Origin of the sequence: Citrobacter sp. BDA59-3, assembly GCF_015167655.1 — a bacterium.
Classification (GTDB): Bacteria; Pseudomonadota; Gammaproteobacteria; order Enterobacterales; family Enterobacteriaceae; genus Phytobacter; species Phytobacter diazotrophicus.
Window position 1 is genome coordinate 2,175,982 of record NZ_CP063427.1, and the last position, 21,047, is coordinate 2,197,028.

The 21,047-nt window shown below is 56.0% G+C and carries 19 protein-coding genes; 7 read left to right on the forward strand and 12 right to left on the reverse strand.

All coding sequences use genetic code 11. The features are described from left to right. The first annotated feature begins 287 nt into the window (after nucleotides 1-287). Entirely contained in the window at nucleotides 288-743 is a 456-nt protein-coding gene (locus IP582_RS10285) for a GNAT family N-acetyltransferase (RefSeq protein ID WP_172600664.1), read from the forward strand. Between the two features lie 119 nt (nucleotides 744-862). Here IP582_RS10285 and IP582_RS10290 read toward each other — a convergent pair whose 3' ends face one another. After that, a complete protein-coding gene (locus IP582_RS10290; protein WP_193795858.1) occupies nucleotides 863-1,786 on the reverse strand; it encodes an AraC family transcriptional regulator in 924 nt (307 codons plus the stop codon). A 94-nt stretch (nucleotides 1,787-1,880) separates the two neighbouring features. Here IP582_RS10290 and IP582_RS10295 point away from each other — a divergent pair, with 94 nt between their 5' ends. Continuing rightward, entirely contained in the window at nucleotides 1,881-2,651 is a 771-nt protein-coding gene (locus IP582_RS10295; RefSeq protein WP_193795859.1) for an SDR family oxidoreductase, read from the forward strand. Between the two features lie 139 nt (nucleotides 2,652-2,790). After that, nucleotides 2,791-3,177 carry a hypothetical protein gene (locus tag IP582_RS10300; protein ID WP_193795860.1) on the forward strand — a complete coding sequence of 129 codons (387 nt, stop codon included), beginning with the start codon at nucleotides 2,791-2,793 and terminating at the stop codon, nucleotides 3,175-3,177. 1,072 nt (nucleotides 3,178-4,249) lie between these two features. Here IP582_RS10300 and IP582_RS10305 read toward each other — a convergent pair. The 4 genes from IP582_RS10305 to IP582_RS10320 form a co-directional block, all read right to left on the reverse strand. Further along, nucleotides 4,250-5,206, reverse strand: coding sequence for a glutathione S-transferase family protein (locus IP582_RS10305; RefSeq protein WP_193795861.1), 957 nt, complete (start codon nucleotides 5,204-5,206; stop codon nucleotides 4,250-4,252). A gap of 10 nt (nucleotides 5,207-5,216) precedes the next feature. After that, complete coding sequence (locus tag IP582_RS10310; protein WP_039079357.1) at nucleotides 5,217-5,624, reverse strand: DoxX family protein; 408 nt, start codon at nucleotides 5,622-5,624, stop codon at nucleotides 5,217-5,219. Nucleotides 5,625-5,732: 108 nt separating this feature from the next. Next, nucleotides 5,733-6,626 (reverse strand): LysR family transcriptional regulator, encoded by an 894-nt coding sequence (locus IP582_RS10315; RefSeq protein ID WP_193795862.1) that lies wholly within the window; start codon nucleotides 6,624-6,626, stop codon nucleotides 5,733-5,735. A gap of 102 nt (nucleotides 6,627-6,728) precedes the next feature. Next, nucleotides 6,729-7,625, reverse strand: coding sequence for a LysR substrate-binding domain-containing protein (locus IP582_RS10320; RefSeq protein WP_193795863.1), 897 nt, complete (start codon nucleotides 7,623-7,625; stop codon nucleotides 6,729-6,731). Nucleotides 7,626-7,753: 128 nt separating this feature from the next. Between IP582_RS10320 and IP582_RS10325 the strand changes: the two genes are divergently transcribed. Next, nucleotides 7,754-9,106, forward strand: a complete 1,353-nt coding sequence (locus IP582_RS10325) for an MFS transporter (protein ID WP_193795864.1) — start codon at nucleotides 7,754-7,756, stop codon at nucleotides 9,104-9,106. A 50-nt stretch (nucleotides 9,107-9,156) separates the two neighbouring features. On the opposite strand, the gene IP582_RS10330 is transcribed toward IP582_RS10325, so the two are convergent. Beyond that, nucleotides 9,157-11,910 carry a LuxR C-terminal-related transcriptional regulator gene (locus IP582_RS10330; RefSeq protein WP_193795865.1) on the reverse strand — a complete coding sequence of 918 codons (2,754 nt, stop codon included), beginning with the start codon at nucleotides 11,908-11,910 and terminating at the stop codon, nucleotides 9,157-9,159. A gap of 207 nt (nucleotides 11,911-12,117) precedes the next feature. Between IP582_RS10330 and IP582_RS10335 the strand changes: the two genes are divergently transcribed. Next, a complete protein-coding gene (locus IP582_RS10335) occupies nucleotides 12,118-12,897 on the forward strand; it encodes an acetoin reductase (protein ID WP_039079352.1) in 780 nt (259 codons plus the stop codon). Nucleotides 12,898-12,954: 57 nt separating this feature from the next. On the opposite strand, the gene IP582_RS10340 is transcribed toward IP582_RS10335, so the two are convergent. Next, nucleotides 12,955-13,503 (reverse strand): flavodoxin family protein, encoded by a 549-nt coding sequence (locus IP582_RS10340; protein ID WP_071194842.1) that lies wholly within the window; start codon nucleotides 13,501-13,503, stop codon nucleotides 12,955-12,957. Between the two features lie 24 nt (nucleotides 13,504-13,527). Then, the gene (locus IP582_RS10345) at nucleotides 13,528-13,956 is read right to left on the reverse strand and encodes a DoxX family protein (RefSeq protein WP_193795866.1); all 429 of its coding nucleotides are present in this window, start codon (nucleotides 13,954-13,956) and stop codon (nucleotides 13,528-13,530) included. Between the two features lie 248 nt (nucleotides 13,957-14,204). Here IP582_RS10345 and IP582_RS10350 point away from each other — a divergent pair, with 248 nt between their 5' ends. Further along, the gene (locus IP582_RS10350; RefSeq protein ID WP_039079349.1) at nucleotides 14,205-14,585 is read left to right on the forward strand and encodes a helix-turn-helix domain-containing protein; all 381 of its coding nucleotides are present in this window, start codon (nucleotides 14,205-14,207) and stop codon (nucleotides 14,583-14,585) included. A 107-nt stretch (nucleotides 14,586-14,692) separates the two neighbouring features. Here the strand turns inward: IP582_RS10350 and dhaM are convergent, their stop codons facing one another. The 3 genes from dhaM to dhaK are packed head-to-tail and all read right to left on the reverse strand — an operon-like array spanning nucleotide 14,693 to nucleotide 17,837. Beyond that, nucleotides 14,693-16,108, reverse strand: coding sequence for a dihydroxyacetone kinase phosphoryl donor subunit DhaM (gene dhaM / locus IP582_RS10355; protein ID WP_193795867.1), 1,416 nt, complete (start codon nucleotides 16,106-16,108; stop codon nucleotides 14,693-14,695). Between the two features lie 15 nt (nucleotides 16,109-16,123). After that, on the reverse strand, nucleotides 16,124-16,756 hold the full coding sequence (gene dhaL, locus IP582_RS10360; protein WP_193795868.1) for a dihydroxyacetone kinase subunit DhaL: 633 nt from the start codon (nucleotides 16,754-16,756) through the stop codon (nucleotides 16,124-16,126). A 10-nt stretch (nucleotides 16,757-16,766) separates the two neighbouring features. After that, a complete protein-coding gene (gene dhaK / locus IP582_RS10365) occupies nucleotides 16,767-17,837 on the reverse strand; it encodes a dihydroxyacetone kinase subunit DhaK (protein WP_039079346.1) in 1,071 nt (356 codons plus the stop codon). 460 nt (nucleotides 17,838-18,297) lie between these two features. Here dhaK and dhaR point away from each other — a divergent pair, with 460 nt between their 5' ends. Next, nucleotides 18,298-20,220: a dihydroxyacetone kinase operon transcriptional regulator DhaR gene (gene dhaR, locus IP582_RS10370; protein ID WP_193795869.1), complete on the forward strand. Its 1,923-nt coding sequence runs from the start codon at nucleotides 18,298-18,300 to the stop codon at nucleotides 20,218-20,220. A gap of 3 nt (nucleotides 20,221-20,223) precedes the next feature. On the opposite strand, the gene IP582_RS10375 is transcribed toward dhaR, so the two are convergent. Further along, nucleotides 20,224-20,976, reverse strand: a complete 753-nt coding sequence (locus IP582_RS10375) for an alpha/beta fold hydrolase (protein ID WP_193795870.1) — start codon at nucleotides 20,974-20,976, stop codon at nucleotides 20,224-20,226. Between the last annotated feature and the right edge of the window lie 71 nt (nucleotides 20,977-21,047).

Below are 21,047 nucleotides of genomic sequence, written 5' to 3' on the forward strand. Positions count from 1 at the left end.
TTACTTCCGTCATCATCCAGTCTATAACAGGATGGTCTGCTGCCAGAAGATAAATTGGTCTGCTGCATTGTGAAAAATTGGTGGGGCTAAACCTGCCATTTTCACCTTATCATTATTCCCGAAGCGTCAATGACGGGCAGGGTGGAGCGGCGGCGATAAGGCGCGTCATATATTGGCACGTTGCCTGTGCTTTTCGTGTTTGAAAAAAGCCAATACCTACGCTGCCTGCGTTTTTTAATTAATGATTCACCCCAATACAGAACAAGCCAGAAAATAAAGAGGTTATTATGAATACAGTGGTTATCACAATTGAAGCAGCCAGTGAAATGGATTATGAAAGCTGGTTGCCGCTGTGGAAAAATTATCAAATATTTTATAACGTTGATATTCCTGACGCGGTCACAACGCGCACCTGGGAGCGCTTTGCCAATCCAATCGAGCCGATATTCTGTGCTGTCGCGAAAAGTAATGGCGAGGTAGTGGGTTTCGCCCATTATCTTTTTCACCGTTCAACCTGGGCGGAAAGTGATTACTGTTATCTTGAAGATTTGTATGTCAGCGAAAATACACGCGGCAAACAGATTGGCAAACAGTTAATTGAATATGTCCAGAAAGAAGCCCGAAAACGTCATGCCAGCCATCTTTACTGGCACACCCACGAAGCAAATTATCGTGCGCAAAGATTATATGACTGGATTGCGAAAAAAAGCGGCATGATTGAATATCGGATGCAGGTAAGATAATCCGCGTAATGGCTCCCCCTTCAACAGGTGCCGCAAAGCCTGTTTTATTTAACGGGGAAAGTGCGTAAAGACAAGGCCAGTGATAGCGTACAGAAAGAGTATTCACCACTGGCTTTTCATCAGTAATGCGGCTCGACAGAGATAACATGGGGTTTCTGGCGTCGAAATACTCCCGGCGGCATCCCTACATATTTCGTGAAGGCGACGTTGAAGGCGCTCGCTGACTGATATCCAATGCGAAATGCGATCTGTTCGATTTTATCCGTACTGCTCAACAGGGCTTTTCTGGCCAACGACATTCGCCAGAAGAGCAGATATTGCATGGGTGGCATACCGACTGTCTCGTTGAATATGGCGAAAAAAGAGGAACGCGACATCGCACAGTGGCTGGCGAGCTGTGCTATTTGCCAGTCAATGTCGGGTTTTTCATGAATGAGATGTAGCGCGATGGCGATCTTTTCGTGTTGTAATCCCCGCAAAATACCTGCCGTTCCCGACAGACAATCATGGCTTCGCAACGACTCAACCAGTAATAACTGTAAAAGACGCATCAATACCACTTCACGTCCTGGCCGCCGGGCCTGGCTTTCATCTAGCAGAAGTTCAAGCAGAGTGACAAAACGCTGTTGTCCTTTCACCAGGATCTCGTTGGGCAGTAATGCGACGATAAGCTGTTTGTCCGGTGTGTCGAATTCGCAGTGCCCCACATTCATCAGAAATTCAGCCGGTCCCGTTGTTGAGCCAATTCTCACGTGCCCATCGCCAATAAGGGTCGGCGTCGTAATGTCCGTCGGCGCAGACGTGCCCGCATTGGTGTTTTCAAACGTGTAGGTTGCGGGTATCAGAATGAAATCGCCGGATACCAATAATTTTGGCGCTTTGCCGTTAATGCTTATCAGACATTCGCCTTGTAACACTGCGCAGTAAAACGCTTCTCCGCAAGATTCCCGGACAATGCGCCACTGACCCGCTCCCTCGACGAGTTTGGTATGGGTAGGCCTGGGGTTGAGCAAGGTAACAATATCGGTTAACGGGTCTGACATTGGACGCTCTCTTAATTTTACTGGATTTTTGATTATATATTGTCCAGACAGAGGCGGCTATGATCGTTGCTCTTGCCAACAGAGAGGATTAAACATGTCGACTGCACTGATTACCGGATGCTCATCGGGTTTTGGGCTTGCCACAGCAAAACTCTTTTTAGACAAAGGCTGGAAAGTGATTGCAACCATGAGAACGCCCGATCCGACGCTGTTACCTGAAAGCGGCAACCTGACCCTTTTGCCGCTGGATATCACTTCCGCTGACAGCATTGATAATGTAGTGAAAAAGGCCGGGGCGATTGACCTGCTGGTGAATAATGCCGGTTTTGGCGCACCGGTCCCTGTTGAACTCACGCCACAGGCAACCGCGCAGCAGTTAATGAACACCAATGTTCTGGGGACGCTCGCATTAACCCAGGCATTTCTGCCGCTAATGAGAGAGAAAAAATCAGGGGTTATCATCAATGTTTCATCGTCAGTGACAACCAAAGCCATGCCGCTGATTGGGCTTTATCGTGCAAGTAAAGCGGCGCTGAATGCCTGGAGCGAGTCATTAGCCATTGAGGTCAGGCCATTGGGTATTCGCGTTCATGTGGTCTTGCCGGGGCGCTCACCAGAGACGAAGTTTGGCGAGAATGCGCGGGCCTATTTTGGCGGACAAGACGATCCGGTATATGGCGCGATGGTGGATGCGTTTATTCAGATGGCACGCGATAACCACTCGCCAGTGACTCATTCCGGGGATGTCGCGACTGCCATTTTTGCCGTTGCGAACGATCAAAACGCACCGCTGTATACCGCTGCCGGTGAAGATGCCACCCATTTTTTACAAGAGGCGCAGCAACGTTCCCCCTTTTCTTACTGATATTCGAGGGTGAAAAGGGAAATGAATCGACGAGGCGATCATGATGGTGGTGAGTATCAAGCAAGAGAAGCTGTTATTATTTCTTGCTATTAAGGATGGCTGAGAGGCCATATTGCTGCTTATTGCCAACAGGTAACAGATGTCCATAGATCTGGAATACTATGCCGATGATGAAGGCGCCGCAGTTGATTTGCATTTACCGATATTCGGTTCTGAACCTGTTCAGTGCATAAATCTGGAAGCGCATTCGCCTGATGACAAGATGAGGAACGATATCCAGTTTCTTATCGAGAAACAGAACGCTTTCTCGCAGAAAATCACAGCGGAAACTCAGGCTTACTGTAAACGGGTGTACGGCGCAGAGGCGACAGATCTTATTCTGGTGAAAATTTATCTGTCTCCTGATGAAAAAGATAAGTTCGGATTTATGTTTGCAACCGATATAGATCGTGAACACGGAATAGGGCTCAAATTTGTCGGGCTTGAGCTGAACAGCGTGGGGAGCAGCGAAACCGCGTTTTTATAACACCCCACCTCCCGAGCCGCATTTTCCCCTCACCCTGACCCTCTCCCACAGGGAGAGGGGACTATTTCGTGCGGCCTGAACGTTTTGTAGCCCGGATCAGGCGCTTGCGCCGCCATCCGGGGCCGCGGGGCTTGTAAAGAGGAACGCGGTGTTCCCCTTTACCCGGTCACATGCTCGGAGCTTCCATTTCGCCATGAACGTAAAGTGAACGGAACTCACCTCCCGAGCCGCATATTTCCCCTCACCCTAACCCTCTCCCCAAAGAGGAGAGGGGACCGATCGTGCTCGCATTTTTGTGGGGATTCCTCAGCCCACAGGGAGAGGGGACTATTTCGTGCGGCCTGAACGTTTTGTAGCCCGGATCAGGCGGTTGCGCCGCCATCCGGGGCCGCGGGGATTGTAAAAGGGAACGCGGTGTTCCCCTTTACCCGGTCACATGCTCGGAGGTTCCATTTCGCCATGAACGTAAAGTGAACGGAACTCACCTCCCGAGCCGCATATTCCCCCTCACCCTAACCCTCTCCCCAAAGAGGAGAGGGGGACCGATCGTGCTCGCATTTTTGTGGGGATTCCTCAGCCCACAGGGTGAGGGGACTATTTCGTGCGGCCTGAACGTTTTGTAGCCCGGATCAGGCGTTTGCGCCGCCATCCGGGGCCGCGGGGCTTGTAAAGAGGAACGCGGTGTTCCCCTTTACCCGGTCACATGCTCGGAGGTTCCATTTCGCCATGAACGTAAAGTGAACGGAACTCACCTCCCGAGCCGCATATTCCCCCTCACCCTAACCCTCTCCCCAAAGAGGAGAGGGGACCGATCGTGCTCGCATTTTTGTGGGGATTCCTCAGCCCACAGGGAGAAGGGACTATTTCGTGCGGCCTGAACGTTTTGTAGCCCGGATCAGGCGCTTGCGCCGCCATCCGGGGCCGCGGGATTGTAAAGGGGAACGCGGTGTTCCCCTTTACTCCTTCACGTGACCGGAGGTTCCATTTCGCCATGAATATTAAGTGAACGGAACCCTCATCTATAGCCGCCTGGCCTCCTCACCCTGCGATGATCTCGCTTTCTGCGACTGACTTATAAACCATACGCGCTGAGATCCGGCCCCTGCGGAACAATCCCATTCGGATTGAGCGCCTTGATGGAATAGTAGCCCTGCTTGATGTGATCAATATTCACCGTTTCCCGGATGCCCGGAACCGCCAGCATTGTCCGCAGATAGCGGTCCAGATGCGGATATTCCGCAAGCTTACGCCGATTACATTTGAACACCCCATGGTAGGCGGCATCAAAACGCACCAGGGTCACAAACAGACGGATATCGGCTTCGGTTAGCTGTCCACCGCAGAGAAATTCCCGCGTTGCAAGACGCGTTTCCAGCGTATCGAGCATGGAGAACACATCGCTGACTGCCTCCTCATAACTGACCTGAGTGGTGGCAAAACCGGCGCGGTACACACCGTTATTCAGCGTTGGATAAATCGCGGCGTTGAGCTGATCAATCTCTTCGCGCAGGGCGGCGGGGTAGAGATCAATACTGCCACGCGCCAGCTCGCCGAAGCCGCTGTTGAGCATCCGCACAATATCAGCGGACTCGTTATTCACGATGGTATGGGTTTTCTTATCCCACAGCACCGGGACCGTCGCGCGACCGGTAAAGGTTGGATCGGCCCTGGTATAAAGCTGATGCAGCCACTCGACGTTATTGATCGTGTCCCGGTCGGTGCCGGGGTAATCGCCGAAATGCCAGCCTTCTTCCAGCAGCCAGGGTTCAACCACCGAGACACTGATAACCTCCTCCAGCCCTTTCAGCTTCCGGGCAATCAGCGTACGCGAGGCCCACGGGCAAATCAGCGCGACATACAGATGGTAGCGTCCCGGTTCAGCGATAAAACCGCCTTCGCCCGTGATACCGGGCGCCCCGTCAGGCGTCACCCAGTGGCGAAAACTGGAAGTCTGGCGCACAAACCCGCCTTTTTCATCGGTGGCCTGCACCGGGTGCCAGTCCGCCGTCCATTTTCCGTCAATCAGCATGTGTACTCCTTTAGCCTTTAAAAGGGGTCGGTTTGAGCGCGTATTTTCCATCACCGGTCAGCGCCAGAGCAAGCAGACCCACTATCCAGAATGCCGGGAATTCCCAGCCGCCGTTCGGGTTAGTGAAGAAAAAGCCAGCCGGGCCGTGAACGGTGAAGATAGCGCCCAACAGAATCGGAATCAGCACGATGGCAACGATACGGCTATAGATACCGAGGATCAGCGCAATCGCCCCCACCAGTTCAACCGCCATGGTGAGATAGGCCAGCCCGCCAGGCAGACCGAGGGAGGCGAAAAACTTCGCGGTACCCGCCGGGGTAAAAACAAAGAATTTCAGGCTAAAGTGCGCCAGAAAAAGAATACCCAGCGCCAGGCGCAACAGCAGAGATGCATAGGGAGCAGTACGTGAATCAGTCATGGTTGTGTCCTCTCGAATAGGTTGATGAAAGGACTATAGGGTGTTTCCAGCCTAATGATTATTGGGTCAAAAAGAGGATATTTATTTCCATAATGGAAACAATCATGGCTACGACAGCGAGGCGTACGTTGCCGCCAGAAAATCGATTAACACCCGGGCTTTCTGCGCCAGATAGCGGGCCGGGGGATAGACCGCATAGAGCGCCAGCGGCGGGGCCTCAAAAGGAGCCAGAACGGGCACCACACGCTGCGCATTCAATGCTTTTTCAGCGATAAACATCGGCACTCTGGCAATCCCCAACCCTGCGCAGGCGGCCTCCATACAGACTTCCGCATTGGAGAATTTGATTCGCCCGCGAACCGGCTGCAAATGCATTTGCTGTTGGGTGTCGCGAAACGGCCAGTGCCAGGGATCGCGAAAATTGGTATCGACAATCAGGGCGTGCTGTTCCAGCTCTGACCAGTGTACCGGTTCGCCGTGGCGTTCAAGGTAGCTTCTGGCGGCGACGACCACACTGCGAATCGGGCATAAACGGCGGGCAATCAGGCTGCTGTCACTCAGGCTGCCGATACGCAGGGCCAGATCAAAGCCTTCATCCACCACGTTAACGAGCCTGTCGGAAAAACTGACATCCAGTTCGATATCCGGGTAGCGGCGGGCGAATTCCACCAGATGTGGCGCCAGTTGTGAGACGCCAAACGTGACAGGGGCCGAAATGCGCAGCAGCCCGGAAGGAGCGTTGGCGCTATTGCGAACGGCATCATTAAGCGCGTCGTAATCGACCAGAAGCTGACGGATTCGTTCGTAGTAGGCCAGGCCCACCTCGGTGGGGGTCAGTGAGCGGGTGCTGCGGCGCAGCAGGTTAACGCCCAGTTCGCTCTCCAGCCGGGAGATCAATTTCGATGCCTGACCGTGGCTGGTACCGCACCGTTGCGCCGCCGCCGTAAAACTGCCTGTTTCCATCACCGCGACAAACATACGGTCGCAATCCAGCCGCTCCATTCGTTCTACCCGCTTCTCATCAGCAAAAAAATACCATAGCAAAACCCAGGGGGGACCGCTTACGTTTTCACCTGGTCACAGCGCGTGTTTCTGACCTTTTTGTTACACCGTCACGTCATCAAAAGCCCTGATAAGCCATTGTTTGAACTGTTGCACATCGCGGCGGCTGGCTTTATCCGCGCTGGTGACAAAATAGTAATTGCCGCCGGGAAGCGCCCCCGGCAGGGCAATATGCAGTAGCCCTTGTGCCAGCGGATACTGGATTAGCAGTTCGCTTGCCAGTAACACGCCCTGTCCGGCAATCGCTGCCTGAATCGCGTGTGTCTCATCATCAAAACGGATCCCCGTCTGCACGGCTAAATCCGCCGGGCCAAAAGTCTCTTTCCAGTGCTGCCAGTCCGGTTCCGGCGTTGGCACATGGCGGTTTTCGATGTGAAACAGCGTAAGTCCGGCCAGATCCTGCGGGCTTTGCAGCTTTATAGCCGGGCTGGCGACCAGCACAAAACGATCCCGCCAGAGTAGCGTGCTTTCCAGCGACGCGTCTGCCTGCATGCTATAGCGAATGGCACAGTCGGCCATCGCGCCGCGCACATCCACCAGGCTGGTGCTGCTGTGAAAGCGCAGTTCCAGGTCCGGGAGCTGGCGGTGCAAAAGCGGCAGGCGCGGCACCAGCCAGTTGGTCAGGAAATTCGAGGTGGTGCTGAGCGTCAGCGCATCGGGCGGGGCACCGGCCTCGATAAGCGTGACGGCCTCGCGCAGGGTGGTGAACATATTCTCCGAGGCGCGAAAAAGGATCTCGCCGCTGGCGGTGAGCGTTACCGCGCGGGCGGAACGGGTAAACAAGCGCTGGCCGAGGGTCTCTTCCAGTTGACGAATCTGGTGACTGATAGCCGTGGAGGTGACGCCAATTTCCTCGGCGGCCAGTTTAAAACTGGCGTGGCGGGCAACGGCATCAAAAGCGCGGATAGCGCCAAGCGGTGGCAGACGGCGTAATTTCATGGATGAATTTAACTCATCTTTGGCTGAAAACTATGACTTTGATTGCTTCAATAAATAAGGCGTAGCCTGTATGAAGAGCAAGTAATCCATGAGGATTATTCATCATTATTCAACGAACAGGAAGCCTGATGACGCACATTAATCTGACGACAACACCGCAAACATCGCGTTCTCTTCCTCTGCTGGTACCGGGCATTGCCCAGGCGCTGATTGCGCTGGATTACGCCATTGTTTACGTGGCGCTGCCCACGCTGGCGCAGGATTTAGCGCTCACGGCTGGCGAAATGCAATGGGTTGTTTCCCTCTACGGGCTCATTTTTGCCGGGCTGCTACTGCTGGGGGGAAGCCTCTGCGATCGTCTGGGGGCCCGGCGGATATTTACCATCGGGATGGGACTGTTTTTATTCGCGTCCGTCATCGGTGGGCTGGCGCAGAGCGCCGCGCTGCTGTTAACCGCTCGTGCGGGTCAGGGCGTTGCGGCGGCACTCCTGCAACCGGCGGTACTGGCGCTGATGGCGCAGCGTTTTCAGGGCGAAGCCCATCGCCGGGCGCTGGCTATCTGGAGCGCGATTGGCGCGCTCGGGCTGGTGGCAGGCGTAATGCTGGGTGGTCTGCTGGCTGAGTTAAACTGGCGGGCTATCTTTTTTATCAATCTGCCACCAGGGCTGCTGGCGCTCTGGCGGGTTAGCCGGGACTTTCCGCTATTGAGAACCGAAGGAGAGAAACAGCCTGGAGGGTGGGGAGCGCTGGCAGGCTGTGCCACTGCCGGGGCGGTCGTCTGGGCGCTGATGCGCTACGCCGAAACCGGGCAGCCTGATTTTCTGGCAAACCGTCTGGCGCTGGGCATGCTGGTGCTGTTTATCGCGCATGAGCGCTTTGCCACCAGGCCGCTGTTGTCGGAACGGCTTCGCACGTTACCGGGGCTGCAAAGCGGCTGGCTCAGTAGCGCCTGCTATATGGCAAGCGTCGGTAGCCAGTTCTATGCCATGACGCTGCTCTGGCAGCAGACACTGGCGCTGGGGGCGGTGGTGACCGGGCTGTTGTTTACCCCGCTGGCAGTATTGATTGTGGCTGGCAACGGTCTCTATACCCGCCTGAGCGTACGCTTTTCCAGCGCGGGGGTGTTAACCGTTGGGTTTGCCGCTGCGGGGCTGGGGCTGTGGCTGCTGTCGACGACGCTCACTGTGCCGTTTTCGCTAGCCTTTATGCTCGGCATTGCGCTCAGTGGCCTGGGTCACGGGCTGATTTATCCGGCGATGTTTGCCATCGGGCTGACGGCCACGCCTGTGGCGCTACAGGGGCGGGCCAGTGCGCTGATGGTCACCAGTCAGTACACCGCCGGGGCGATGATGCTGGCAATTATCACCGTGCTGTTGGGGGCGCATCCGTCACTGGAGGCGTGGCGTCTGGTGTTCCAGTGGCTGAGTGGGGCCGCGCTGGTGGGAATGTGTGTGGCATTTTGCGCTCGTCGGTCGGCGTAATCGGTGACTAATGTGTTCTTCGCCTGTCACACAAGGCAGGTGAAAATTCGCTAACCCATTAAACCCAATTTTCTCGCCCGGTTCACCGCCTGAATACGTCCGCTCACCGCCAGCTTTTCATACAACTGCTTAAGGTGCCACTTGACGGTCTCAACCGAGATGCCAAGCGTGCGGGCGATGCCTTTGTTGGAGTGTCCTTCGGCGATGAGCTGTAAGATTTGCTGCTCGCGCTCGGTCAATCGTAGCCCCTGCGTCGCGGCTTCGTGTGTCGCCAGGGGGGGAATCCCCCCGGACATTAGCATCGCCCCGGCGCTGGCGATGACGGCGGTCAACGCCGAATCGAACTGGGACTGTTCACGCAACCGGCTGAGCAGGGCCAGTAAAGGCGACCCGCCATCGAGCAGCGTGCGCTGCATGTTTTGCGCGACGGCGCGCGGGAGTGCCGGAGCGCACGCCGCCATAGCCTGTTTCTCGTCACCGGCTTGCCAGAAGGCCACAGCCTGCTGGATGCGCAAGCGCGTTGCCGCCAGCCATTCACCACAGCGCTCCTGCTCATTTATCACGGGAGTCAGCGTCGCCGCCGCCGTCAGCGCATCGCCTTCGGCCAGTAACAGGCGGCTTTCGCAGATCCCCCTGTGCCAGACGACAACCCTATTTTCCATCGCCCTCGGCTCGCTCGCCAGTTGCTGGAGTAAGGCGAACTGCCTGCGGGCGTTATCTTTCTTGCCGGTATTCAGGTGGAGGGTGATTTCTTCGGCAAGCAGCGCAATGCGCGCACGCCACCAGCCGCGATCTCTACACAATTGCCCGGCATGGCGTAAGAGTGTCATGGCCTCATCAGGTTGCGCATTCAACTGCGCCTGACGCGCAAGCACCACGTAGCACAGGCTAAGACCATCTGACGGGCAAAAATCATCAATCATGCCCAGACGCAGGTTCAACAAACTGTTGACCCGTTCACTGTCGCCGCGCTCCCAGGCGATTTCGGCCAGCAGCGGGGCCAGCGTGGCGCCACTACTGGAATTTTGTCCGGTATGGTGCTCCGCATGGTGTAACGCCTGGATGGCCTGGCGTTCGGCTTCCTGCAGGTCCCCCTGACGCAACTGACCGAGTGCCAGCACAAAGACCCGGTAGACCTCAACAAACAGGTTGCGGTTGGTGGCCTGGTTGCCGGAAACGTGCTGCTGCACCTCCAGCGCTTGCTGTGGGTGGGCAAGAGCGAGATGGCAATAACTGAGGATATTGCAGACCAGTCCATCCACCCAGATATCACCGCAGGGAACCTCATGCAGCAACGGTTCAACCAGCGGCAGACTGCCGGAAATATTATCGGCGAAGGCCTCACAAATGGCGCGCACCACGCGCTGCTTTACCCACGTTGACCGTGGAAGATGTTCTGCGCGTGTCGCCACCATTGCCTCAATGGCATCAAGCAACTGGCGGGCGTCGGTAAAGCGGCAATGGTGCGCCAGCGCCCAGGCCAGATTGAGCTGCAGTTCAATGCGCGAAGGATCGGGCGTGGCGGGTAGATGGTGGATCCAGCGCACCATGGTGTCGATATCGCCTTCTTCCGCCAGCGATTGTGCCCCGGCTTCTGCGTGTCGGGCGAGCGACTTCCCGGCCGCCAGCGCATGGCGTATCGCTTCCGCCCAGAGTTGCTGGGCGGCGAACCAGTTACCCGCGCGCTCGTGAAGCTGGCGAATGTCGATGGTGGCATCCTGTTGCAGGCGATGGGAGAGGGCATCGCGCATCAGCGGATGGTAGCGAAACCAGAATCCCGCCTCATCCAGGGCGCTAAGAAACAGATTGTGTTGCTCAATCCACGCGAGCATCTCTTTGCCGTTATTTAACCCCGTCACCGCATCACACAACGCCGGATGCAGACGATTCAGCAGCGAAGTCAGCATCAGGAAGTGGAGCACACTGGCAGGCAGCGGTGCGAAAATGACCTCTTCAAGGTAGCGACTGATTGAGCGCGAACCGCCACTGAGTACTCCCCCAATGCCGGGCATCGCGTCATGCCTGCGCGGAGAGAGGGCGGCAATTTTCATCCCTGCGACCCAGCCTTCTGTCAGTGTCATCAGTTGCGGGATATCGCGCGTATTAACCGGTGGCGTTACCGACCGGGCGAAGTAGGCCTGGGCTTCGGCATCGTTAAAGCGCAATTCACTGTCTTCGATTTCCGTGTACTGCTCCCAAAGCCGCAGGCGGCTGAGCACCAGAGGCAGGCGGTTGCGACTGCCGATAACCAGATGTAACGACGCCGGGGCATGGTGGAGCAGCCAGGTCAGCCCATCATGGATTTCGCGGCTTCGGATGCTCTGGTAATCATCGAGAATCAGATAAAGCGGGTGTGAACAGCGATGAAGCTGATTGACCAGTTCTGCCAGAAACAGTGAAAAATCGCCAGGATGCGCCCCGTCCGGGTATCGCTGGAAGGTATCGCTCCAGCCCGGATAGAGCGGGCTCAGCGCCGCCAGCAGATAGCGCATGAAAAGTAATGGCGTGCTGTCTTCTTCTTCCAGACTGATCCAGGCCAGCGCATCGCCCTGTGCCTGACGGTGTTGATACCACTGGGAAAGCAGCGTGGTTTTGCCAAACCCGGCAGCCGCGCAGACCAGCGTCAGACTACCGGAGGCGGCGTTGTCCAGCCGCGTTAGAAGACGGTCGCGTTGCAGCACGACGCCAGGGGTACGCGGCGGCGTGAGTTTTGTGAGGATCAGCGGGAGGTTGCGTGTAAATCGGAAAGGTTCTTCGTCAACATTCTCTATGGGCTGGTGACCTGTGGGGGACAAAAATGCCATACAACCGCAACCTCGTTCTGTTCTCTTTCCCCCGAGTGTACTCAAGGAGGCAGGGCGGAACCAGCGTCACACCCGGGCGACACGTCACTTCGCGTGCTCACCCCCCCATCAGAGGGGGTAGGCCACGCCTCGGGCGGGCGGTAGTGTAAGCCCAGTCTGCTGCCGTGGCTAAGGCAGTGTTTTTTGTCAGGATGAGGTGAAGAAAGTATGGCTATCGAAAATAAAGTCGCGCTGGTAACCGGTGCCGGTCAAGGGATTGGGCGAGGCATTGCGTTGCGTCTGGCCAAAGACGGCGCAGCAATCATGCTGGTGGATATGAAGGCAGAAGCGCTGGAAGCTGTCGCCGCTGAGGTCAGAGCCTTAGGGCGCAAAGCCGCGACGTTCGTGGCCGATATCTCCGATCGTGAACAGGTCTATGCGGCTATCGCCCAGACGGAACGCGAACTGGGCGGTTTTGACATCATCGTTAACAACGCCGGTATCGCGCAGGTACAACCGCTCTCCGATGTCACCCCGGAAGAGGTGGATCGCATTATGCGGATTAACGTGCAGGGTACCCTGTGGGGGATTCAGGCCGCGGCGAAAAAATTCGAAGAACGTAAGCAGAAAGGCAAAATTATTAACGCCTGTTCTATTGCCGGCCATGACGGTTTTGCGATGTTAGGCATTTACTCGGCGACCAAATTCGCCGTCCGTGCGCTGACGCAGGCGGCGGCAAAAGAGTATGCCAGCCGTGGTATTACTGTGAATGCTTACTGTCCGGGGATTGTGGGCACCGGAATGTGGACCGAAATCGACCAGCGTTTCGCGGCGATCACAGGCGCACCGGTGGGTGAAACGTATAAGAAATATGTCGAAGGGATTGCACTGGGACGCGCGGAAACCCCGGATGATGTGGCAAGCCTGGTCTCTTACCTGGCAGGCCCGGATTCTGACTATGTTACCGGCCAGTCGATTCTGATTGATGGCGGTATTGTTTACCGTTAAGCCTGTTTTGATATGGAAAAAGGGCAGCCTGCTGCCCTTTTTTATGCGTGCGCCAAATCAGTTAAAGCGTGCGGTAATCGCCGCAACTCGTTCGCCAAATTTAGTCGCTGTGGCAAGGTCGCCAGACGGAATTTTATCCGCGCCCGCATCGGACGGAGACTGCACCAGCAGGCCCACGGAACCGCCCAGGTTGTTCAGATCTTCACGCGACGCGGCCAGCGTATTCGCCGGCGGCAAGCCAAGGCTCACCCACACACCGCCGTGCTGAGACGCCAGGGTTTGCAGGTACTGCAACGTCACCTGTTTATCACCGTTCAGGCTGGCGCTGTTGCTGAAACCCGCAAAAATTTTATCCTGCCAGCTACGGGTAAACCATGCTTTAGAGGTGGCATCAGCGAACTTTTTAAATTGCCACGGTACGCCGCCCATGTACGTCGGCGCGCCAAAAATAATCGCCTTCGCGTCGTTTAACTTTTGCCAGTCGCTTTCTGTGATTTCGCCATTTTCATTAATAGCAATCAGCTCCGCACTGGCACCGGCAGCAACATTTTCCGCAACCAGGGAGGTGTGGCCGTAGCCAGAAAAATAGACAACAACGATACTCATAGGTAGTCCCTCAATGGTGAATGATTATTCTTTATTACCAGACAGACTGTATTTCCCGGCGCCAAGAAACATAATGCACAGGCCGCCGAGGAAATAGAGTGCTTCACTTTCAAGTCCCCATGCCCCGACCCTGGTCAGGGTAAAGAATTTATCTGTACCCACCAGCAATGTTGCCACCACAATGTTAAAGGCATAAATAAAAGCGGCAGGGCGGGTTAACCAGCCAATAATGATCAGGACGGGCGCAACAATTTCGCCGATATAAACACCCTGGGCGATAAATCCGGGTAACCCCTTTGCTTCAAGCATCGCGGAAATCCAGTCTACGCCGTGGTTCACTTTGGCAATGCCATGAAAAAGCATTAAAATGCCGAACGTTAACCGAAGCAGTAATCGGCCAAAATCAGGATGCCTGGTGTACCGGGTAAACGCTTCATCAAATTTATTCAACACGATGTCATCTCTTATTTTGTTGCACCACGGGTTGCCGCGTTATTGCGCGAAAGGTGGTCAAATAATCGCAGGTTTATTTTTCGACACAGCGGGTGAGCAAGGTATGTATAAATACTTTGTCATTCAGAGTGCCTTAGTATCCAATAGATACCTGAAGCGATTTATACACATTATCTTGTGGTCATGAAAGAAGGCACCTGAAGGCCACTAAGTTTCCCTGAGGAAACCTTGTAAGAGAAACTATCGTTATGAATAAACTGCAATTACCTTACGATGTTTACGACGATCGCTGCCCGACGCGTGATGTGCTTTCAAGGCTTGCCGATAAATGGGCGTTGCTGGTTCTGGGCTGTCTGGAAAAAGAGCCGCAGCGTTTTAACAGTTTGCGACGACATATTCGCGGGATTACGCAGAAAATGTTGACGCAGACGCTGCGCAAGCTGGAGCGTGACGGGCTTGTTTCGCGGAAAATTTTCCCCACGGTGCCTGTCACGGTGGAATACAGTTTGTCGCCGTTAGGCAAAACGCTGACGCACACCATGTCGTTTCTGACACTGTGGGTAGAAGACAATATGGACGCCATGCTGGCGGCCCAGGCGGCGTTTGATAAGGCCAATCCCGCCAGCTAGCAGGACATCCACAGCCTGGACGTATTGCGTGAATAATGTGACACAGTGAACACACCCGTCAGACAGGCGTTAAAAAACGACACTCCCGCCTGGGGAGCGTCGCCAGTTTATTGGGGCCGGACAGTGTCGAGGGTAAGGACGTCACCGCTGCGCACTTTAGCCAGTGCGCTGACTTGCTGATACAGCACGGGGATCCCGGCTTCCCTTGCGATAATCGCGCTATGAGAGTGCGGGCTACCCTGCAGCAGGGCAATCCCGGCGATGTTTTTCTTCTCCAGTTGCAGCATGACGGACGGGTAGAGATCGCTTGCAATAAGAATACTCGGGCGCAGCGGCGTTGGGATGTTTTCCAGCGCCTGTGCCAGATGAAGATGCGTGCGATGCAGTAAATCTTCTATATCGATATAGCGTGCCTGCAAATAGGCATCATCCAGATGGCGATACTGGCTGCTCAGTTCCATCAGCATCTTGTGCCACGCCCATTCCGCCGTGCATTTTCGCTGGCGCAGCATCTCCCAGGCGCTATCCATCAGTTCCTGATCGTCAAGCAGGGTCTGGTGACCGGCAAAAATGGCGGCGATCTCGGGGGAAAACTTCTCTTCCGCCAGGCGAATCAGGTCGCTCAGATCGTCCAGCGTGTCCTTAACGGCACTGTGCAGACGAGCCATTTCCTCTTCCGGTGTTCGCACGGTGGCCTGGGCCAGCGGCAGCTCGACAGGGGTATAGCGCAACGCCTGGCCTTTAATCTGGACTGGAATATCTGGCGTTACCGCAGGTTGCTGAGCTGTGAGCGTTTCCCCGAAGTTTTCCTGTGCCAGCCGTTCAAAGGCCGCCAGCGCCAGCGCTGCCTGCGGGCCACGGGCAATCAGGCGCAGGGTGTCGTGGCAGCGTACCTGCAGCAGAGCGATTTGATTGATGCTGTCCGGCCTGACGCATTTTCCCTCTTTTTCCAGCAACAGCCGGGCATCAAAACCGGCCAGCGCAGCCACCAGGCGAGATGCCGGGCGAACGTGCAGGCCGTTAGGGTTGTTCACAGTCACTGCGACGGTGAGCGCCTCTTCCTGTGTCTCATCGTCTGTTTGTGGTTGTGGGGGCGCTTCCTGCCGGGCGTCGAGACCAAGCTGAACGCGCTTTGCCTCAAGCGCGTTTTGCGCATCGACAATCACCTTGTCAATGTCAGAGCCCGTGGCGGCGCTAACCGTGGCGGCCAGTGTGCCTTCCACCAGTGGCGCGGCGCACAGACGCACTTTTGCGGCAATGTCCGGGTCAAGCAGTTCCAGGGCGGTTTCCGCGCTTAGCAGGGCGCTACCGATATCCATCATCACCAGCACATGATCGGTGTCGGCCACCGACGCAATGGCTTCCATGACTTTAATTGGATCGGTGCCGATCGGATTATCAGGATCGTCAATCCCAGCGGCGATGGCTAACTTGCAGCCATCTCCCGTTAACATCTGCCGGGCCAGTTCCCCGACACCCTGGCCCAGTTGGGCACTATGAGAAACAATCACCAGGTTAACCATCGCCGTTTCCTTCTTTTACGCTTTCGCGGCTGCCGCCAGCATCTGCACCATGAACATCACCGAGGTTGCGCCAGGGTCCTGATGACCAATACTGCGTTCGCCCAGATAGCTGGCACGGCCTTTACGGGCCTGCATGGTGATGGTCGACTGAACTGCCTTTTCCGCCACCTGACTTGCAGCATCCAGAGCGGCGGTAATGGACAGGTTTTGCGCGATGGCCTGCTCCAGCGATTCCGCGACGGGCAGCCAGACGTCACACATAGTTTTGTCGCCGGGCTCTGCTTTACCACGGCTGATTACCCCTTCGGCGCCTTCACGGATCATCTGATGCAGCTCAACAAGCGTCAGGCTTTGATGGGCCTGTGTCGCCTGCGCGGCGCGCAGAAAAAAGGTGCCAAACAATGGGCCGCTGGCCCCACCGACGTTAGAGAGCAGCACCATACCGGTGTTTTTGAGAATAAAGCCGATATCTTTGTCTGCAATGGCGGGCAGTTTTTCCACCACTTTGCTAAAGCCGCGATGCATGTTCAGGCCGTGGTCCGCATCACCAATGGCCCTGTCCAGGCCGGTGAGAAAATCACTCTCTTTGGTGAAGACCTCGCCGCAGCGGTAGAGCCAGTCAACAATTTGGTTTCTGTTCAGCGACATAAAAAATTCCTTAGTTACCCCAGGTCATGGCCGGTGTATGGACAGGCGCATCCCACAAAGCGAGGATCTCATCGTCGGCTTTCAGCAAGGTAATGGAGAAGCCGCCCATGTCCAGTGATGTACACCAGCTACCGACCAGGTTGCGTTCGATGACAATACCGGCTTCCTGGCAGCGAGTTTCCAGCCGGTTGTAAACACCGTACAGCTCAGACAGCGGCGTTGCGCCCAGGTTGTTGACCATCGCAATAACGCGATCGCCGCGCTGCAGAGCCTGTTTGCTCTGTTTGACTTCCTGCCAGCTTCCGCTGGTGTGATCCCATTCGCGCAGGGTGCGGCTGTAGTTGCCATTTTCCAGCAGCACGTTAAACATCTCGTCGACAGTGGTATCAAGCGAGCTAAACGGGCGGCGGTCGATCCCCGGTTCGCCGTGGATACCCACGCCAAATTCCATCTCGTTGTCCGCAAGGGTAAACGAAGGCTGACCTGCCGCAGGAACCGTACAGGCGCTTAAGGCGATACCAATGGAGTGCCCCTGATTGTTGAGCTTACGGCCCAACTGCGCGCAGGCATCCAGTGAATCTCCGCGTTCGGCGGCGGCGCCGACCAGTTTTTCAATCAAGACAGTATTTGCCACCCCACGGCGTCCGGCGGTATAGAGACTGTCTTTTACCGCGACGTCGTCATCCACCACCACGGTTGTGACCTTCACGCCGCTGTCGTGCAGCAGCTCAGCGGCGGTTTCGAAATTGAGGATATCGCCCGTGTAGTTTTTGATGATTAACAGCACGCCTTCGCCACCATCAATGTTCATGGCGCATTCAAACATTTTATCCGGCGTGGGGGAGGTGAAAATCTCGCCAGGGCAGGCACCGCTTAACATACCTTTGCCGATATAGCCGCAGTGCATCGGCTCATGACCGCTGCCGCCGCCGGATAACAGCGCCACTTTCCCGGCGACCGGGGCATCGGCGCGGGTCATATATACCGGGTCCTGGTGCAGCGTCAGTTCAGGGTGCGCTTTTGCCAGGCCAGCTAATTGTTCGCTTAATACATCTTCCACACGGTTAATCAGTTTTTTCATTATTCATACTCCGCAGGAGGTGAGCCAGGCCATCCGCAGCGCGCAGGCCTGATGTTGTAGGGCATCAGCGGCGGATACCCGTCGTGCGGGTTTCCCTGGCCGATGTGCTGATTCTCCTCTGGCGAGCGAAAAAGAAAATGCCAAAAAATTGGGTTTCATAGTGAAACGCCCTTGCGAATAAATGTTTCATAACGGAACGTTTTTGCCGGAGAAAGGGGGAAAATGCGAGCAATGCCCGCCTTTTTTACCCCGGTTCCGATGCAGAATATATTTTGTGCAAAAAATCGGCGAACCCGGGCAGCGATCAGTGCCAGCCACTCAGTGCTGCGGCTAACGCGAGGCGGAGCGCATCCTGGGACAGCGTTATTGACGCAGGTTCCATAATGGAACGTTTACATTGATTTCTTTTTTCGGCTGTAGCGACAATAACGTCCCTTACCCGACTCAGACGGAACCGCGCATGACACAGCATCAAACGGCAGAACAGGAGGTCGCCACCTTCATCGCTCACTCCTGGCAGCGCTGCGAAAAAATCATGCAGCGTGACGCCTGGGGCACGCCGCACCAGGCGCAGGGGCTGACGTTTGAGACGATCAGCCGCCGTAAAACCGGGTTGCTGACGATTGGTCAGGCGGCGCTGGAGGATGCCCTGGAATATATGGAAGGGCGGCCCTGCGCGCTGTTTATCCTTGATGAGTCTGCCTGTATTTTGAGTCGCTGTGGCCATCCCGACACGCTTGACGCGCTGTCCCGGCTCGGCTTCCTGCCGGGCAGCTACTGTGCGGAAAGTATTATTGGCAGTTGTGCGCTGTCGCTGGCGGCGATGATGGGCCAGCCGGTAAAGACGCTGGGCTGCCAGCATTTCAAACAGGCGCTGTTCCCGTGGGCCTTTTGCTCAACGCCGGTATTCGACAACCATGGCCGCCTGTCCGGTTCTATTGCGCTGTGCTGCCGGGCGGAACATGCTTCCCCGGCGGATCTGTCGCTGACGCTGGCAACGGCCAGAGAAATTGGCAACTCGCTCCTGACGGACAATTTGCTGGCGGAATCTAACCGCCATCTGAATCAGATGTACGGCCTGCTGGAGAGCATGGATGACGGGGTGATGGCCTGGAATGAGCAGGGGGTGCTGCAATTTCTCAACGTGCAGGCGGCGCGCATGCTGTTTCTTGACGCCCAGGTCAGCCAGGGGAAAAACATTAGCGATCTGGTGACATTGCCTGCGCTGCTTCGCCGGGCGATTAAACATGCCCGGGCGGTCAATCACGCAGAGGTGACGTTCGAAAGCCAGCACCAGTTTATTGATGCGGTGGTGACCCTCAAACCCATCGTCGAAGAGCAGGGGAATAGCTTTATTTTGCTGCTACACCCGGTTGAGCAGATGCGTCAGTTAATGACCAGCCAGTTGGGTAAAGTCAGCCATACCTTCGAGCAGATGCCCGCCGACGATCCGCAAACCCGCCGACTGATCCAGGCCGGTCGTCAGGCGGCGCGCGGGGCGTTTCCTGTTCTGCTGTATGGGAAAGAGGGTGTGGGTAAGGAGCTGATGTCGCAGGCCATTCACAATGAGAGCGAACGCGCCGGGGGGCCGTATATCGCCGTTAACTGTCAGTTGTATGCCGACAGTGCGCTGGGGCTGGATTTTATGGGCAGCGCGGCGACGGAAAATGAGAAAGGGCGCCTCAGCCGCCTGGAACTGGCCAATGGCGGTACGCTGTTTCTGGAAAAAATCGAGTATCTGGCCCCTGAGCTACAATCCGCGCTATTGCAGGTCATCAAGCAGGGGGTGCTTACCCGGCTTGAGGCCCGACGTCTGGTGCCGGTGGATATCAAAGTCATTGCTGCCACCACGGTCGATTTGGGGAATCTGGTGGAGCAAAACCGCTTTAGCCGTCAGCTTTATTATGCTTTGCGCGCCTTTGAGGTCGTCATCCCGCCCCTGCGGGAACGTCGCGACAGTATTCCTGCCCTGGTACAAAGCCGTCTGCGCGGGCTGGAGCGACGATTTTCCTCGCGGCTTAGGGTAGATGACGATGCGCTGGCCCGGCTGGTGGCCTACTCCTGGCCGGGGAATGATTTCGAGCTCAACAGCATTATTGAAAATATCGCGATCAGCAGCGAACAGGGCCATATTCGCCTGAGTCATCTGCCGGAGTGGTTGTTTAACGAAGGGGGCGCACCGCAGGAACCGGGCGCCAGACTGGCTGCCAATCTGACGTTTTCCGCCGTTGAAAAAGAGGCGATTATCCAGGCCGCCAGAGTGACCAACGGGCGAATACAGGAGATGTCGCAATTGCTCAATATTGGTCGTACCACCCTGTGGCGCAAGATGAAGCAGTACGACATTGACGCCAGCCAGTTTAAGCGCGCACATCTGCGCTAAGAGCTATTCGTGCGCTGTGCAGAACGCGGCCAGCGCGGCGGCAAGGGCGGGTGGGTTCTCCCACGACATATTGTGCCCGCAGTCGGCCAGCTCCACAGTGGCGATGCCCATGGCGCTCAGTTGCGTAAAATCAGCATCCGGCAGGGATTTTGCGCCAAACAGCAGGCAGATGGGCTTATTGAGTTCAACAAACATCTCAAGCCACTGATTGCCGGCAATCAGGCTGGATGCGCCACGCCAGACGGCCCAGGGGGCGGCGGCCGATAAACTTCCGGTCCAGGGGTTTTTATAGTTGTTCATCATGAGCGCATAGACATGGGTAATATAGGTCTCTTCATCGACCCGACAAATCTGGCGGCTAAAAAATCCCCCATCGGGGCGGAAGTTGGGCTCCGAGACTATCAGACCACGTAAAGCGCTAAGTTGGGTTGCGGCTTCAATGGCAATACTGCCCCCCATGCTATGTCCATACAGGAAGTAATCATCGAGCTGTAAATGGGCGATCAGTTCGCAGACAACAGCGGCTTGTTCGCTGATGGAGTAGCGAAATTCTTTTGGTTTCTCGCTATAACCGTAACCTGGCAGGTCAATCAGGATGGCGCGTCGGCCCTGGAAGTTTTTATCGCAGACCACGCGGGGGTACTCGTAAGAGGAGGCGCAGCCAAGGCCGTGCACAAAGACCAGCGGCACACCGTCGCCGGGGAGATCTAACCAGCGGACAACACAACCGGCCTGGGTAGAGAAAAATGCGTTCATCGGTTTTTCCTTGTGATGACGTTTTTTGCGCGCGCCGACAGCATCCACGCAACAGCATGAGACCGCTATCA

Excerpts from the sequence above, each read along its gene's own strand:
- IP582_RS10285 (WP_172600664.1), top strand. The coding sequence starts at position 288 with ATGAATACAGTGGTTATCACAATTGAAGCAGCCAGTGAAATGGATTAT.
- IP582_RS10315 (WP_193795862.1), bottom strand. The coding sequence starts at position 6,626 with ATGGAGCGGCTGGATTGCGACCGTATGTTTGTCGCGGTGATGGAAACA.
- dhaM (WP_193795867.1), bottom strand. The coding sequence starts at position 16,108 with ATGGTTAACCTGGTGATTGTTTCTCATAGTGCCCAACTGGGCCAGGGT.
- IP582_RS10335 (WP_039079352.1), top strand. The coding sequence starts at position 12,118 with ATGGCTATCGAAAATAAAGTCGCGCTGGTAACCGGTGCCGGTCAAGGG.
- dhaL (WP_193795868.1), bottom strand. The coding sequence starts at position 16,756 with ATGTCGCTGAACAGAAACCAAATTGTTGACTGGCTCTACCGCTGCGGC.
- IP582_RS10375 (WP_193795870.1), bottom strand. The coding sequence starts at position 20,976 with ATGAACGCATTTTTCTCTACCCAGGCCGGTTGTGTTGTCCGCTGGTTA.
- dhaR (WP_193795869.1), top strand. The coding sequence starts at position 18,298 with ATGACACAGCATCAAACGGCAGAACAGGAGGTCGCCACCTTCATCGCT.
- IP582_RS10290 (WP_193795858.1), bottom strand. The coding sequence starts at position 1,786 with ATGTCAGACCCGTTAACCGATATTGTTACCTTGCTCAACCCCAGGCCT.
- IP582_RS10310 (WP_039079357.1), bottom strand. The coding sequence starts at position 5,624 with ATGACTGATTCACGTACTGCTCCCTATGCATCTCTGCTGTTGCGCCTG.
- IP582_RS10340 (WP_071194842.1), bottom strand. The coding sequence starts at position 13,503 with ATGAGTATCGTTGTTGTCTATTTTTCTGGCTACGGCCACACCTCCCTG.
- IP582_RS10330 (WP_193795865.1), bottom strand. The coding sequence starts at position 11,910 with ATGGCATTTTTGTCCCCCACAGGTCACCAGCCCATAGAGAATGTTGAC.
- IP582_RS10320 (WP_193795863.1), bottom strand. The coding sequence starts at position 7,625 with ATGAAATTACGCCGTCTGCCACCGCTTGGCGCTATCCGCGCTTTTGAT.
- IP582_RS10300 (WP_193795860.1), top strand. The coding sequence starts at position 2,791 with ATGTCCATAGATCTGGAATACTATGCCGATGATGAAGGCGCCGCAGTT.
- IP582_RS10295 (WP_193795859.1), top strand. The coding sequence starts at position 1,881 with ATGTCGACTGCACTGATTACCGGATGCTCATCGGGTTTTGGGCTTGCC.
- IP582_RS10305 (WP_193795861.1), bottom strand. The coding sequence starts at position 5,206 with ATGCTGATTGACGGAAAATGGACGGCGGACTGGCACCCGGTGCAGGCC.
- dhaK (WP_039079346.1), bottom strand. The coding sequence starts at position 17,837 with ATGAAAAAACTGATTAACCGTGTGGAAGATGTATTAAGCGAACAATTA.
- IP582_RS10350 (WP_039079349.1), top strand. The coding sequence starts at position 14,205 with ATGAATAAACTGCAATTACCTTACGATGTTTACGACGATCGCTGCCCG.
- IP582_RS10325 (WP_193795864.1), top strand. The coding sequence starts at position 7,754 with ATGACGCACATTAATCTGACGACAACACCGCAAACATCGCGTTCTCTT.